The sequence below is a fragment of the Fimbriimonadia bacterium genome, assembly GCA_039961735.1.
Taxonomy (GTDB): Bacteria; Armatimonadota; Fimbriimonadia; order Fimbriimonadales; family JABRVX01; genus JABRVX01.
The window spans coordinates 72,261-86,692 of sequence record JABRVX010000059.1 but is presented as its reverse complement, the minus strand read 5'-3'; the positions used below and the strand labels follow the sequence as shown (position 1 = coordinate 86,692).

Annotated in this window: 11 protein-coding genes; 9 read left to right on the top strand and 2 right to left on the bottom strand. The window is 62.9% G+C overall.

Features of this window, described 5'->3' with window-relative positions; translation table 11 throughout:
• A partial coding sequence (locus HRF45_12725; GenBank protein MEP0767387.1) for a hypothetical protein occupies positions 1-1,086 on the top strand: 1,086 nt, incomplete at its 5' end.
• A gap of 311 nt (positions 1,087-1,397) precedes the next feature.
• Here HRF45_12725 and HRF45_12720 read toward each other — a convergent pair.
• Positions 1,398-1,583, bottom strand: a complete 186-nt coding sequence (locus tag HRF45_12720) for a hypothetical protein (protein ID MEP0767386.1) — start codon at positions 1,581-1,583, stop codon at positions 1,398-1,400.
• Between the two features lie 563 nt (positions 1,584-2,146).
• Between HRF45_12720 and HRF45_12715 the strand changes: the two genes are divergently transcribed.
• Together HRF45_12715 and HRF45_12710 are read left to right on the top strand one after the other, a co-directional pair.
• Positions 2,147-2,806 carry a type II secretion system protein gene (locus tag HRF45_12715; GenBank protein MEP0767385.1) on the top strand — a complete coding sequence of 220 codons (660 nt, stop codon included), beginning with the start codon at positions 2,147-2,149 and terminating at the stop codon, positions 2,804-2,806.
• Positions 2,803-3,237, top strand: coding sequence for a hypothetical protein (locus tag HRF45_12710; GenBank protein ID MEP0767384.1), 435 nt, complete (start codon positions 2,803-2,805; stop codon positions 3,235-3,237). Before HRF45_12715 ends, HRF45_12710 begins: the two co-directional genes overlap by 4 nt.
• A gap of 77 nt (positions 3,238-3,314) precedes the next feature.
• Here HRF45_12710 and HRF45_12705 read toward each other — a convergent pair whose 3' ends face one another.
• The gene (locus HRF45_12705; GenBank protein ID MEP0767383.1) at positions 3,315-4,547 is read right to left on the bottom strand and encodes an ROK family transcriptional regulator; all 1,233 of its coding nucleotides are present in this window, start codon (positions 4,545-4,547) and stop codon (positions 3,315-3,317) included.
• A 329-nt stretch (positions 4,548-4,876) separates the two neighbouring features.
• On the opposite strand from HRF45_12705, the gene HRF45_12700 reads away from it, so the two are divergent.
• From HRF45_12700 to HRF45_12675, 6 genes are all read left to right on the top strand, one after another.
• Positions 4,877-5,482: a sigma-70 family RNA polymerase sigma factor gene (locus tag HRF45_12700; protein ID MEP0767382.1), complete on the top strand. Its 606-nt coding sequence runs from the start codon at positions 4,877-4,879 to the stop codon at positions 5,480-5,482.
• Positions 5,479-6,000 carry a zf-HC2 domain-containing protein gene (locus tag HRF45_12695; GenBank protein MEP0767381.1) on the top strand — a complete coding sequence of 174 codons (522 nt, stop codon included), beginning with the start codon at positions 5,479-5,481 and terminating at the stop codon, positions 5,998-6,000. Before HRF45_12700 ends, HRF45_12695 begins: the two co-directional genes overlap by 4 nt.
• A gap of 18 nt (positions 6,001-6,018) precedes the next feature.
• Positions 6,019-7,251, top strand: coding sequence for a hypothetical protein (locus HRF45_12690; GenBank protein ID MEP0767380.1), 1,233 nt, complete (start codon positions 6,019-6,021; stop codon positions 7,249-7,251).
• A gap of 34 nt (positions 7,252-7,285) precedes the next feature.
• A complete protein-coding gene (locus HRF45_12685) occupies positions 7,286-8,815 on the top strand; it encodes a trypsin-like peptidase domain-containing protein (GenBank protein MEP0767379.1) in 1,530 nt (509 codons plus the stop codon).
• A gap of 396 nt (positions 8,816-9,211) precedes the next feature.
• Positions 9,212-13,753 (top strand): hypothetical protein, encoded by a 4,542-nt coding sequence (locus HRF45_12680; GenBank protein MEP0767378.1) that lies wholly within the window; start codon positions 9,212-9,214, stop codon positions 13,751-13,753.
• Positions 13,750-14,412, top strand: coding sequence for a VanW family protein (locus HRF45_12675; protein MEP0767377.1), 663 nt, complete (start codon positions 13,750-13,752; stop codon positions 14,410-14,412). The genes HRF45_12680 and HRF45_12675 overlap by 4 nt, the downstream gene beginning before the upstream one ends.
• Positions 14,413-14,432 lie beyond the last annotated feature (20 nt).

Genomic DNA, 14,432 nt, shown 5'->3' with positions numbered 1-14,432 from the left:
CATCTTCATCGTGGACGTGGAACGATTCGAGAGGATCTAGCCGCATTCGAGACCATCATCGGCCACGCCGATGCCAAGCGCCTGCTTGCTCGTGCACTCCAAAGCGGCCGCGAGCCACACGCCTTCCTGTTCGTCGGGCCCAGCGGCGTCGGCAAGACCGCTGTCGCGAGCGCGTACTGCCGCGCTCTGCTCTGCGAGGGTCGCACCGGATGTGGGGAGTGCTCCTCGTGTAAGCGATTGGGCTCGGGCTCGCATCCTGACTTCGTGCGCATCTACCCAGGGCAGCGGGTGGACCCGGACGACAAGGGAGAGGCCATCCAGATCAAGGCGGTGCGCCGGCTAGTGCTGCCGCGCGTGACGGTCGGACCTGCCATCGGAGACCTTGTCGCCGTGCTCATTCAGCAGGCCGAGCGCATGACATGGGGGGCGGCGAATGCCCTGCTCAAGACCCTGGAGGAGCCGCCGGAGTGGATGCGCCTCGTTCTCACGGCCAGTGCATCGGATGCGGTGCCACCCACGATCCTGTCGCGCTGCACGTTGGTAGCCTTCGGCCAGGTGTCGCACCAGGAGCTTCAGGAGGGGTTGGCCCGCCTGTTTGGGGCGACCGAAGAGGTGGCGAAGGACGTGGCGTTCCTTGCTGCCGGGTCCCCTGGCCGAGCGATCGCGCTGTTAGAAGACCCGGACGCAAGGGATAGGGCCCGCCGCATGGCCGAGTTCGTCGGGGACCTTGCGAAGGCTACACGGGCGGAGGCCCTGTCTATTGCCGAGCGGCTGCAGGAGGCGGCGTCATCGCAAGGATCGGGGGAAGAGCTGAGTGCTCGCGCGGCTCTTGCCGAGTCGCTGGCCCATCTGGCGCAGTGCTTTCGAGACGCGGCGGCGCTGCGGCTCAGGGCGGACCCTCTGAGCCTGGCGGTGCCGATGGCGCAGGATGCGCTGCGGCGGCTCTCGGAGCGTGCCCCAGCCGGTCACTGGTGTGCGTGTGCAGAGCAGGCTCTGGAGGCTCGGAACCGCGTTCTCGGGAACGCGAGCGCCCGGTATCAGCTCGACGCGTTGCTGACGTCCGTCGTGGCTGGCCTGGGAGACTAACTCTTCGCCACGGGTCGGCATCGGTGCTTTGATGGCCCGTCGCCCGGCGCGCTCCGGGCGAGCGCACGAGGGTCGGGCTGGAGCGCGCTTGGTGAGGCCAAAGGGGCGAGAACCCGCTTGGCCCCTCCCACTGCGGAAGTTGGGCTAGCCAGCCGGACATCCGCAGTCACCAATGAACTCCGGGAGAAGCCCAGCAGGGGCCGTATGGGCGACCCCCGAAAACAGACCAGTACGAGGTGCTGGATGTCGCAGACAACTGTGGCATACTAGTATTGGAGCCCGAGATGGATTGGCACCCAGGACCGGTAGTGTCAAACTTCGATGACCGGGACCACCAAGGTGGCATGCCTCTCGCTAGAGAGGCACTGACCCGGCGATTCGCGTGGGCGCCCGTCCTCGTAGTCGTCGCGGTGGTGGTTGTGGCGATCGGGGGCGCGGCCTTCGGCGATGAGCACCGCGATCACCGACCAGGTGCGCGTGCGATTGGTCTTCGTCACCCACCCGACATGTCCAGAGTGTCGCCCTTTGCAGGCCCGCATCGCTGGGACCCAGTCCGTTGAGGTCCTAGACTGGTCCAAGCCGGACGATCGTGCGGAGGTCCGCCGGCTTCGCGCAGCGGGTGGTTCCTCTGTCGCTGGCCGCGAAGGGATTGCGCTACCCCTGTTGCTCGCGTGCAGCCACAAGGGCGCGTGCAAGGAGTGGGTCGGTCCCGCTTCGGTCCGCCGCGCCCTGACCGGGCTTGGCGTCTGACGAGAGCACACCTTTCCGTCGGGCCAGTTGTCCGTTGCCGTACTGGGCATGGCTGCCGGGCTACTATTGGCACCGCTGGTCCGCGCCGTTGCGCCTCTTTCTTGCTTGTTGCTGCTACGGGGGCTGTGACGAAACTGGGAGAACAGTGCTCCGCGTGCGGGTCGGCGACGAGCGCGATGACGTTGCTGATCCACGCAGACAGAGACCCGATCGTGATCGCTGTGCCGGGGGAGCCGACGATGTGTGAGTCGATGTCGCAGGCGGCGCGGCTCCCTTGGCATGGCGTATCGATGTGACGGAGGACACTGCAATGAGGAAGCAAGCTAGAGAAGCGCCGCCGGGAGCCGCCGTAGCATTCACTTTGGTCGAGTTGCTCGTAGTGTTGGCCATCGTGGCCGCTCTCGCAGGAATCATTCTGCCAGTGGTGACTGCGGCGAAACGAAGGGCGCAAGAGATTCCCTGCACCACCAACCTGCGTAACCAGTGGGTGGCGCTATCGCTCTACTGCGATGACCGCGGTAGCGGGTGGGTCCATGCTCCTCTGTACCTCTCGGAGATTCGCCCCTATCTTCGGTGCGACGAGGTTTTCCTGTGCCTGGCCGATCCCCGACCGAGGGGGCTGCCTCTTTACCCACTCGTCATCCAGTCACTGCCGTCGGTCAAGAACGAGATCTTGGTCCCCTACCAAGTCAGCTATGTCTACGCCCGGCAGTGTCGCCCGCTCAACGCGGAGCTGACTTGGATGCGTTTCCTGCGCAGTCACCCGCGAATCGGGGTTGTGGCGTGTCTTTGGCATGGAGGAAAGTGTTTCGAGTTTCCGCCCTGGATCGACCCGTATCCGGTCCCGGTTTATGTTGGACGAGTGCTCCGTGTCCGCACGGACGGAACGGTGGAGGCAGGGCCGGGCATTGCTCGGGAGCGCTGCGGGTTCAACATAGGTGAAGTCTTCCTACGAGGTGGAAGGGAATGAAGGATGCCTCCAGCGCCGTGTGGCAACAGCGGTTGCAGAACGCCTCACTCGCAATGGGGATCTGGTTCGGGGCCGGCATCCTGGCTGCGGTCCCCTTGTTGGCGCTGGGCGTGCTCACGCGAACCTGGTCCCGCATGGACATCCTGAGCGTGCTGACGGTCGGAGTGGCGGCGCTCGTGCTGCTCGGCCCCGTATGCCACCTGCTGCGGCGCGCGGCGGTCTGGGCGGTTGCCCTGTCGGCTCTCCTGTTAGGCGCGTTCTACTGGCTCCTCATGTACACCGTAATGGGTCACATCGAGTTGAGCGAGGTAAATGGAGTCACCCGAGTGTACAGCGCTCTATGCCCGTTTCTGTTAGGAGCCGCGACCGGATGGCTGATACTGCTCGGCTATCGGTGGCACGGCTGGTTGCCGAGTTCGGACAAGCGCTGAGGCAAAGGCGTCTCAAAAGGTCCAACGCTGTCGGGGTCTGACAGCAGGCCCAGCCTGCCACGGCTTGCTTGGCCGGGCTACGCCTCGGTCAGAAGACCGTCTTTTGCGGGGGCCAGGCCGTCCAGCCACTTGCGGAGAACGAGGTGTGCGACGCCGTTCGCCGCGCCCCACTCCTCCGATTCGGACACCGTGAGGCGCATGTTGTCGTACACGTCCGGGTCTACGCCAAGGCGAACCGTGCGGCGGACCACGTCGAGGTTTAGAAGCCCGGAGGTCACGAGCTGCCCGGCCACCAACACGGTTCGTGGGCGCAGCAGTCCGCCGATGGTGCTGATGGCGTCCCCGACCGCCTCGCTGACGTCGCTCACGATACGGAAGGCAAGGGTGTCGCCCGCCTGAGCCGCCCTGGCGATTAGTCCGGGGGTCAACGCATCGAGGTCGCCACCGAGCATGTCTAGCAGCAAGCACGGCCCGCAGTGCTCCAGTGCCCGTCGGGTGTTTGCCGTGAGCCGCTCCAACGCCACGATCTCCTCCAGGCGTGCCGTCTTCGCCCCTCCACGTCCGTTGGGGCTCACCAACAGGTTCCGAACGTCCAGCGGCGCGCCGTCCGACCCGCGGTAGAGAGTGCCGAAGACAGAGAGCGCGCCACCCAACTCGCTGCCGAGCTCTAACAGGAGGCAGGTCTGCTCCCTCAGCGCGGGGTTCTGATACACGTCCCAGATGAGCCTGGCGCGAGTCACATGGTCAATCGCTATGACCTTGTCGTCGAACATCTTCTCCAGAAGGTCCAGGAAGTTCCTCTCCGGAACGTTATCGGAGTTCGGGTAGTTGCGGGCGATCCCCGAGTCGCTGTACACGATGCCGGACAGCGCGACGCCCGCCCCGATGATCTGTTCCTTGCTGATCCCAGCCATCTCGACAGCGGCATCAATCCCTGCCTTCATCTCGTCTGCGAGGCCGTTACCCGGTGGAAGCTCGGACGTATGGTGCTGCGCCAACATCTCGCCGTCCGGGTTCACCACGACCGTACGAATCCCGTCGTTGGTGACCGCCTGACCCACGATCAGCGCCTTCTGCGCCGATAGGCGAAGCTGTACGGGCCTGCGGCCCCCGAGGGACACTGCGCGACCGGACTCGCGAAGCCAGCCTGAGTTGATGAGCCTTCGAATCACGAGCGAGATCGCTGCGGGGCTTTGACCCAGTCGTTGCGCGAGTTCTTGACGGGTGATGTCGGGGAACTCGTGGACGTAACGTATCAACTGACGCTCGACGCGCCAGGCTCCAGGGGTTCGCTTTCTTCGACGAGCCATTATGTGATGTTCCTCATAACCGCGCAGGTATGAACGTCGAACTTTATTGGAATTTGAGTACGGCAATCAACGCATTTTGCCGGAGCGTGCCCGTCAGGGCAGATGGACCTTTGCTTACAACGTACCTAGCATACATCTAGGATATGGGTCAAGTCAATACCAGGGGCCACAGGTGCACCAAGTTCGCACAAACTTATCCCGAACTTCGTCGGCTCGCCGCCTCTCGCTCAACCCGCTTGGTCATGCCCGCCGAACTGCCTGAACGTGGGCTCGGGGGAACTCTGAGCAGGAGGATTGCGTAGACCACGGAATAGAGGGATGTCACAACGATGACCGTTGCTCGTGAGGCTGCCGCCATAAAGGCTCTTGATCAAGCACTCTTCGAGGACCTCCTGCGAAAGCATCATCGGCAAGCATACAACCTCGCGTATCGCATGACCGGTAACGAGGCCGACGCTGAGGACTTGGTCCAAGAGGCTTTCGTCCGAGCCTACCGCTTCTTCGACCGCTACGACACACGCCTTCCTTTCACCAGTTGGCTCTATCGCATCATGACCAACGCCCACATCGACGTGTTACGCCGTCGCTCGCGTATGCGGACCGTGTCACTCGATGAACCAGTGAAAGGCGACGACGGCGGATCGTCCCTTGCTTGGGAGCTGCCGGACGAAGGACCGAATCCGGAGGAGATCCTTCTATCCGACGTCCTGGACGAGACCCTGCAGAGGGGACTGGCCTCTCTGCCGGACCCGTTCCGCTGGGCGGTGCTGCTGGCCGACGTGGAAGGTCTCTCCTACGACGAGATATCCGATGTAATGAACTGCTCCGTGGGCACGGTGCGCTCGCGCATCCACCGGGGCAGGAAACTGCTGCGAAGCTTCTTGAGCAAGCAGAAGGGTTTTGAGGCTGCGATGAACTCGAGGTGTGATTCATGAATTGCAGGTATGTGGAAAGTCGGCTCTCCTGCTATGTGGACGAGGAGCTGACCGGCTTCGAGATGATGCTGGTTCGTAGGCACCTTGCGAGATGCGAGGCGTGCGAGCGAGAACGGCAGAACATCCTATCCACGAAGCGCCTGCTCAGCTCTCTACAGTGTGTGCCCACTTGCGAAGGCTTCGAGGGACGCCTGCTGAACGCCGTGCTCGGGACGCAATCGGCACACTGGTGGGAGCGGTTGCGCAAAGAGGCGCGCGCGAACTGGCTCGCATGGTCATTCGGCCTGTGTGGTCTAGCTGCCGCCGTCATCATCTGGGTGGTGCCGGAGCAGCGCGACCTCTTCACCAAAGGGCCCGGCAGCTATGATGCCGCGATGCAGGGCGGTAGCCGCTACCCGGCGCCTCAACTCGATAGCGAAACCCGTAAGTTGCTCGAAGACCACTATGACCGACGGCCGGACATGCCCGATGTCGTGGTGCCCGAGAAGCATTCGATTCCCGTCATATTCGAGCGGTAGGACGCTCTTGGGGGCAGCATGAACCTCGGCCGTATCCCTATGCTTTGGCTTGGGGTGTTCAGTCTCGCACATGCAACCTCTCCCGCGGAACTACTGGCCTCGGCCCTCACCGCGCACGTGAAGACGCCCCTCTCCGCCATGCAGCGTGTGCGCGTGCTCCAACACGGCACGCTGGTGGAGTACCGCGTGCTGGTGGAGCAAGACGGCAAGGGTTCCGCTCGCTACGAGGTGCTCGCTCCGCTCCGGCACAAGGGTATGGTCCTGGTCGAGGATGCCAATCGGCAGACGCGGTTCGACCCCAGCACGAATCGGTGCGAAGTACAACCTTCCGCACGTTCTGCTGCACAGCAGGTCGTCGAACGGCGAAGGCCCGCTTTGATCAAGAGCAACTACCGACTCGCGGTGAGCGGGCAAAGTACGGTGGGGGGGCGAAGGGCAACGGTTATCACAGCCAAACCCCTCGCAGAAGGGGCGCTAAACAGGACGTACTGGCTCGATGCCGAGCGAAATATCATTCTCAGGATGCGCATTACTGGGGAGGACGGCGAGCTTCTTTACGATCGGGAGCTCATGTTCCCCCGATTCGACGTCAAACTGCGCCCGGAGACCTTCGCCGCTCGATTCGGCTGTGGCGTGGACGTGACGCAGCGGCCGGCGCCCAAGTTCTTCACTTCATTGTCGGCGCTGTCCCGGGACGTGGGGTTCGACATTCTCACCCCACAGGAACTTCCCGTGGGCCTCAGCTTCCTCTATGCCGAATCCATGGAGACGCCAAGCGGCAAGACTGCGGTGCTTCGCTACTCCGACGGTCTGGCCCAGGCATCGGTGTACCAGGTCAAGAGTTCTGTGCTGGTTCCGACCACGAACGCCTTTGCCGGAGCCGATCGGGCCGCCGTGTTCTCGCGCCATGGGTCCAAATACACGATAGTCGGGGACTTGGGAGAGAGCGGAATGAGTCGGCTCGTAGCCGGCTTTGAGAGGGCAGACAAGGCGCGCCAACACCGCTGGGCCGCCGAGCTGGCGAAGCAGTTACGAGCACCGGAGGCCGAAGTGCATCGTCTGCTGGACGCAGGAATGGACCTGAACGATGCAGCTTTCCTGCTGGTAGTGAGGGCCGAGTCGCGCGCTCAGCTCGGCAGTCTAAAGCAGTGGTGGCTTGCCGGACTGACCCGGCAAGAGATCGTTGACCGAAGTCGCGCGGATTGGAGCGCTGTGCAGAAGCGGATTCGTACAGTATCACTGAGTAGATAGAAGTCAGGAAGGATACGGGAGGTAACCAAGTACCATGAAGGGCTGGTTGAGCCGGTTGTTTCAGACACCCGCCGGCATGTACATCTCGATCGGGATGCTGATCGGGGCTACCGCTACCGTCGCGATCATCAGCTATCGAGCCGTTCCCGCTCAGGCTGGGATCGTGACGGCATCATCGCTGACCAATGCCGAAGAGGCCACGCTCGCGACCATCGAGAGTGCGTTCACGAAGATCGTGGAGCAGACATCGCCTGCGGTTGTGAGCATTCAGGCGAAGAAGGACATGGCCGCGTCGGGTATCAGCATCTTCGGGTCGGTGCCGTCATTGCAGGGGCAAGGCTCCGGCGTGGTCATCCGTAGCGATGGGTGGATCCTGACCAACGATCACGTGGTCCGTGGCGCCGACAAGGTGACAGTCGAGTTTGCGGACGGACGACGCCTGGAGGGCACCGTGCGCCGTGACTACTTGGGCGACGTGGCAGTGGTCAAGGTGGATGCAAACAACCTGCCCACGCTACAGCTGGCGAACTCGGACGAGGTCAAGCCGGGTCAGTTCGCGATCGCCATCGGCAGCCCGTTCGGGCTCGAGAACACGGTTACGATCGGGCACATCAGCGCAATCAGCCGAGCACAGTACGTACCGGACTCCACACCCCGTCTGCTGATGCCTAGGGGGCAGGACCCGCGGAATCTGCCGCCGGGACGCTACTACCCGACGCTGATCCAGACCGATGCCGCGATCAATCCCGGGAACTCCGGCGGCCCGCTGATCAATATCCACGGCGAGGTGATCGGCATCAACACCGCCATCGCTTCGGACATGGGTGGCAACGTGGGGGTTGGTTTCGCGATCCCGATCAACATCGCTCAGGATATCGCAAACCAACTCATAAACAAGGGTAGGGTGGCTCGCGGCTACTTGGGCGTGGAGCCTGCCGATCTCTCCGCTGAAGATCGTGACCGGCTAGGGATCAACTCCGGTGCCCTGGTGAAGAGTGTTCAGAAAGGTGACCCGGCGGACAAGGCGGGCATCAAAGCGGATGACGTGGTGATCGAAATCAACGGCACGAAGATCAACCGCGCGGTAGACCTGCGTATGAAAATGCTGCACGTGCCACCGGGGGAGCAAGCCACGCTGAAGGTAGTTCGTGGCGGCAAGACCTTGACGATGAACGTCATGGTTGGGTCCCCGCCGATGGATCCCGACCTGGGACAGCACCTGGAGCGAGATCTGGCCGAGGGCGATGAGGCTCCAAAGCTGGACCTTCCGGTCAGAGGGCGCCTTGGCGCAGCAGTCGCCGAGATCACCGAAGATGCCCGCAAGGAGTACAAGCTTCCTCAGGGCTTGAGTGGTGTGGTAGTCGTGGAAGTTCAGCCTGGAACTCCAGCAGACCGCGTCGGTCTTCGCCCTGGCGACGTGATTGAGCAGTTCAATGGGAAGAAGCTACGCACGCCGGACGAACTGCGTTCGCTAGTGGAGAAGGCGCAGGGCAACTACTCGCTCGTGGTCCGACGGTCTATCGGCGGTCAGATGGCCACGATACAGATACAGATCCGCGAATAGGATTCGGATCGGTTGGGAGCCGGCATCGCGCTCACGGATCGCGGGCCGGCTCCCTTCGTTTGTTCCGTCACGGAGGGCTGGACCGAGCAGAACAGCGCTTTGCCTCGCAGCTAACCCGGGGACTTAAAAACCCTAAGTTGCTGACATCGTCGAGCCACTATTCTGAACGGTTAGGCTGTTCCCGAACTACGAGAGCGAGGCTCCGGTCCCCGACGGCTACGTGAGCGCCGAGGGTCCCAGCTCGGTCATGGGGACGCTCGCAACCCGCTCCCCGGTCGGCGAACGGGCACTTTCCCTAATGCCTGCAGACCCACTATAATAGCCAGGGAGTCCTCGTGCGTGTCTTTCGAGTGAGAGCGTCGCGGGGGAAGCGGGACTCCAGGAAGGAATCGTGGTATGGGTGCTCGTCATCTCATCGCGCTTGCAGCCGTGACAGTCAGTTTGGGTGCTTGGGCACAGACCAGCAACTACTGGTACATGGGCTCGACCAGTCGTGTGTACACGACGGCGGAAAAGGCATACATCAGCTTTAACTATGAGGGAAACCCAAGTGGCCTGGCGGTCGAGGTGTTCTACGGTCCAGCAGAGGGCGGCCAAATCACTGAGAGCAACTTAGGGGGGCGGACCCCCACCGTGGTGTTGCGCCCGAACCTCAGGCCCGCGGCGCGCGGGCGGTACGGGAGCGGAACGGTGCTGATCCCGACCAAGGCGCCGGGATACTACGTGGTCCGCGCTAAGCTTGGCCAGCATACACGGACGACCTCCTTCACTGTGAGCGACCTGGCGTTGGTGGCGAAGAGCGCCCCCGCCTCCACCGTGGTGTGGGTGCTCAACCGCAGGACGGGCGAGCCAGTCGCAGGGTCTGCAGTCAAGGCTGTGAGCGGAGGACGGGTTTTGGCCTCGGGGGCCACCGACCATCAAGGATTCTGGATCGCGCCGCACCTCTGGGGCGAGTACGAGCTGGTTGCGTCCCTGGGCGAGCACGTGGCACGCTTTACTCCCTACTACGCACGCTACACCGGGCAGCCTAGCGCGAGCCTCGTCTACGTATACACCGATCGCAGCGTGTATCGTCCGGGCGACACCGTGCACTTCAAGGGCATCGCTCGAGAGTGGGTCGCAGGCGAGTACGTCGAGGCGGCGGGGCGCCCGGCAAGCGTAGAGCTTCGCAACTCCTACGACGCCACTCTGCAGACGCAGGATCTCGTGTCGTCTTCCTCGGGGTCGTTCGATGGCAGCTTCAAGCTTAGCGAATCGCTGACGCCCGGGAGCTACTGGGTGCGCGCAGACTTGGGTGACGGGCTGACCGGGTCGGCAGTGTTCGACATAGCCGAGTACCGCAAGCCGGAGTATCGCGTCAGCCTGACTCCCAGCGCCAACCCCGTGATCGCAGGCGAGAGCCTGACGTTCAAGCTGGAGGCCAAATACTATTTCGGGGCGCCGCTCGCCGGGGCGAACGTGCGATGGTCCGGCTTCGTGAACCAGGACTGGTATGGGTGGAACCGCTTCTTGCCCAAGGACGATTGGGTGCCTCAGTGGGAGGAAGCGGAGGACGAGGGGGAGGATTCCGGCTACGCATGGGGCGACACGCACTTCGAGGGGACCGGCAGGACCGGCCCCGACGGTGTTCTGCTCATAGAAGTGCCCGCGTCGCTTCGCAACAAGGTGTCCGAGCGGCCCGTGGAGCTGACCGTTAGCGCCGAGGTCCTGGACATCGCCGGCCGAGAGGGAAGTGCGTCGGCGACCGCCTACTTGCTTCCCGCGGCACGGTTTGCCGAGGTCGAGCCCATCTCGTGGGTCGGCCCAGTCGGGCAGTCCGCAGAGGTGAAGGTTCGGACTTGGGATGTTGCGCTTGGCCGTTCCGTGCCGAGCGCTCCCGTCCGCATCGAGGTCGTCCGGCATTGGTGGGAGCGGTCCGGCAGGGAGTGGCGGGAGCGCACCGAGGTTCAGGAGCGTCGCGAGGTGACGGTCGGAGCGGACGGCACCGCGACGTTCCAGTTCGTGCCACGTGTGGCTGGGAGCTATCGCTTGGTCGCGACCATGCAGGATGTCAGTGGCCGAGCGAGTCGCTATGAGAACTACTTCTACGCCCACGGCGGCACAGGTGGCTACTGGGGCGGACGCGAGCGGCTTCAGATTCAGGCTTCGACGCGACGGGCGAAGGCGGGTGAGGAACTGACCGTCTTGTTCCAGACCGGCAGACCGAATGTCACACTCTGGTACAGCATCGAGGGCTCGACGATCCACGATCACGGTCTGCTGAAGGCGAGCGGCGGCGTGGCCGTGCTGAACATCCCAATCACCCGAGAGATGATGCCCTGCATCTACGTGTGGGGTGGTTACGCATCGGAGGGGGTGTTCCAGTCCGATTCCGTCGGCGTGTGGATTGCCGATGAGAGCAAGTTTCTAGACATCCGGGTCACGCCGGATTCGGATAGGCACCTGCCAGGTGATAGGGTGCGTTACCGAATCGAGAGTCGGGACCTGCAGGGCAACCCCGTATCGGCAGAAGTGTCACTGGCAGTAGTGGATGAGTCGCTGTTTGCAATTCGACGTGATAACACCCCGGACATCCGCGCTCACTTCTATGGTAGCAGGCCGAACTCTGTCGCTACTGAGCAGAGCGATGCCTTGTACTATAGAATCGTGACAGACCCGGGCGCACCGGGCGCGATCGCGTCGTTACGGGCAGCTAGGATTTATCAGAAGGAGGCCAGAGACGCCGAGAAGACGCAGGCCGGCGAGGTGCGCGTGCGGAAGGAGTTCCGTGACACAGCATTCTGGCGTGCAACGGTCGAGACGGACGAGAGCGGGCAGGCTGAAGTCGAGCTCGCGCTGCCCGACAATCTGACGCAGTGGAGAGCTACCGCGCGCGGGTTTGGCGAGGGTACGAGCGTGGGGCAGGCGGTGAACAAAGACCTGCGAGTATCCAAGCCGCTCATCGCGTCGCTCAACCTTCCGCGATTTGTCAGCGTGGGCGACGAGTTCCGTGTGATCGCTGTCGTGCGGAACACTACCAATCAGGTGCAGACTGCGCAGGTGGTGTTCGAAGCGGATGAGCATCTGGCAGTGCTGACGCGGCCAGAGACATCGGTGACCGTGCCGGCGAACGGAGAGTGGCGCTACGACATCTCGGTGCGTGCCGCAAAGAGCGGCACTTGCACGGTGTATCTCGCTGCTTCGTCGCAAAGCCACCAAGATGCCGTCGAACTGCGTCTGAATGTGTTGGAGTACCGTAACCTGCAGACACGCACCCAGTCTGGCGTGACCACTGGTACCATCAGCCAGCCCATCCCGCTGGCTACGGATCGAACGCCGGGAAGCGAGACCCTCGAATTTCGACTGTCACCCACGCTGACCTCGTTGCTGCTCGGCTCGGTCGAAGCGCTGGCGCAATATCCCTATGGGTGTATCGAGCAGACCACCAGCCCCATGCTCGCGGACCTCGCTCTGTTGGATGTGCTCTCGGCCGAGGGCGGCAGCCGCCCTGAGCTGGAGGCCAAGCTGAGGGACATGGTGCAGGTAGGATTGAGCCGGCTGTATGGCATGCAGTCCTACGACGGGGGCTGGGGCTGGGGTGACCACTCGGAGAGCGACCTGTACTGGACCGCCTACGTGATGAGCGGACTGGCAGAAGCTAGACGGGTCGGGTTCCGTGTGGATGACGACACCTTCCGACGCGGATTGGATCGACTCGCCACACTGGTAGTGAGGGTGGATGATACTAAGCCCAAAGGCGCGAAGCCAGCAGACGAGGCTAGCTGGCGATATCGCAGCGCGCTGCAATCCAAGACGCTGGCTCTCGAGACGCTCTCGAGCATTCAGCCCGAGGCTTGGCGCACGGCGGCGGAGCGCATGGCGGAGCGTACCGACGAGCTTGCTCCAGCAGGTCTGGCTCGCCTTGCCATGACTCTGAAGAACGTCGGGAGTCACGCCGCAGCCGGGAGGGTGATGCGTGAGCTGATAGGCAGGAGCAAGCAAGGCGGCGGCCTGATGTCATGGCCTGCAGACTATCGGGACCACTCGTGGTGGTACTACGGCGAGCAGGATACTCAAGTGGCCGCGCTGGCACTGCGTGCCATGTGTACGGTGGGCGTTGGGGACAGTGAACGGAACGCAGTGCTACAGTGGCTGTGCTCGGCTCGACGCGGCGACATGTGGTACTCCACCAACGATACCGCTACCATTGCAAGGGCTCTCGCCTCCTACATTCGCACCTCTGGTGAGATGCCCTTCACGGGCCGGATCACTCTGGTCCTCGACGGACGCACCGTGCAGACTTGGGACGTCGGCCCGAATCACGAGCAGGAGATCGTGTACCGCGTGGGGCCCGAGCTGCTTCAGGGCGCTGCACCGGTATGGCAGTTGCGGTTGGAGGGTTCCGGGTCGCTTCGGTATACGGCAACCACTCGCTACAACTTGCCTTATGCACAACGGGCCGCCGGAACGGGCATGTCGGTCTCGCGCACGTATCGCAAGCTGGTTACGAAGGTGGTTACGCACAAGAGTGGCAGTTACACTTGGACCGAACAGCAGTACTCCACGACGTCCCCGGTATCGAGCGTGGTGCCCGGCGACGAAGTGGTGGTGAAGCTGATAGTGAGGACCGATCGACCCCTGCGACACCTAGTTCTAGAAGACCCGCTTCCGGCCGGCCTGGAGCCGATAGACGAGCGTAACAGCGAGTTCCTGTACTCGGGCTGGTTGTTCGAAGATGATCGCTATGGTTGGTACGGATATGCCAGGCGGGAGCAACACGACAACCGTGTCACGCTCCTACTCGAGCACGTGCCTGCCGGAGAGAGTTCTTACTACTATGTCGTCCGAGCTGTGACTCCCGGTACGTTTACTGCCGGGCCGGCGGTAGTGAGCGCCATGTATGCGGCAGGGATCGAGGGTCGGAGTGACACGGGGCGTATTTCGGTGCGTGTGAGATGACTGTGGTGTTCTTGGCGTCGGCTTTGGTGTTGCAGACCTGGCATGGCTTGGTCGGAGAGGCTGCAACGCCGCACGTGCTGGCATCCTTCTCGACCGAGCTAGCCCGTGCCGAGTGGGCACGCAACCAGAACGTGGGCGTTGCCGCGAAGAAGCTGAGCGGCGTTTATCTTGCACCGGGAGCTGAGTTTTCGTTCAATGGCCTGGTGGGGCCTAGGACAATGGACGCGGGGTATCGGGATGCACCGACTTTCACGCCGCTTGGCAAGCTCGATAGTCTCGCTGGCGGGATCTGCCAACTAAGCAGTACCGTGTATAACGCCGCGTTGCTCGCGAATCTGGAGATAGTGGAGCGACATCCGCACAGCCTCACCGTGCGCTACCTCGTGCCTGGACGAGACGCGACGGTGTCCGATTACGCCGACCTGCGCTTCCGTAACTCGCGCGAAGGCCCCATCCGGCTAGTCGTGGAACTTAGCGGTCGTCAGCTAAAGTGTACGATCATGGGGTCGGAACCGATGCGCGAGCAGGTGACCATCGAGGTGGAGAAGCGAACACTGGCGAATGGGCAGGTCGTCACCCGTACGTATCGCGAGGTGCGAAGCCCAGTTGGAATGGCGAGAGCACTGGTGTCGGAAGACACCTATATCCTGACATACTAACAGAAGTTGTACGGAGGGTT

Coding starts and splice junctions, on each gene's coding strand:
- HRF45_12680 (MEP0767378.1), top strand. CDS start 9,212: ATGGGTGCTCGTCATCTCATCGCGCTTGCAGCCGTGACAGTCAGTTTG.
- HRF45_12700 (MEP0767382.1), top strand. CDS start 4,877: ATGACCGTTGCTCGTGAGGCTGCCGCCATAAAGGCTCTTGATCAAGCA.
- HRF45_12705 (MEP0767383.1), bottom strand. CDS start 4,547: ATGGCTCGTCGAAGAAAGCGAACCCCTGGAGCCTGGCGCGTCGAGCGT.
- HRF45_12685 (MEP0767379.1), top strand. CDS start 7,286: ATGAAGGGCTGGTTGAGCCGGTTGTTTCAGACACCCGCCGGCATGTAC.
- HRF45_12690 (MEP0767380.1), top strand. CDS start 6,019: ATGAACCTCGGCCGTATCCCTATGCTTTGGCTTGGGGTGTTCAGTCTC.
- HRF45_12715 (MEP0767385.1), top strand. CDS start 2,147: ATGAGGAAGCAAGCTAGAGAAGCGCCGCCGGGAGCCGCCGTAGCATTC.
- HRF45_12675 (MEP0767377.1), top strand. CDS start 13,750: ATGACTGTGGTGTTCTTGGCGTCGGCTTTGGTGTTGCAGACCTGGCAT.
- HRF45_12695 (MEP0767381.1), top strand. CDS start 5,479: ATGAATTGCAGGTATGTGGAAAGTCGGCTCTCCTGCTATGTGGACGAG.
- HRF45_12710 (MEP0767384.1), top strand. CDS start 2,803: ATGAAGGATGCCTCCAGCGCCGTGTGGCAACAGCGGTTGCAGAACGCC.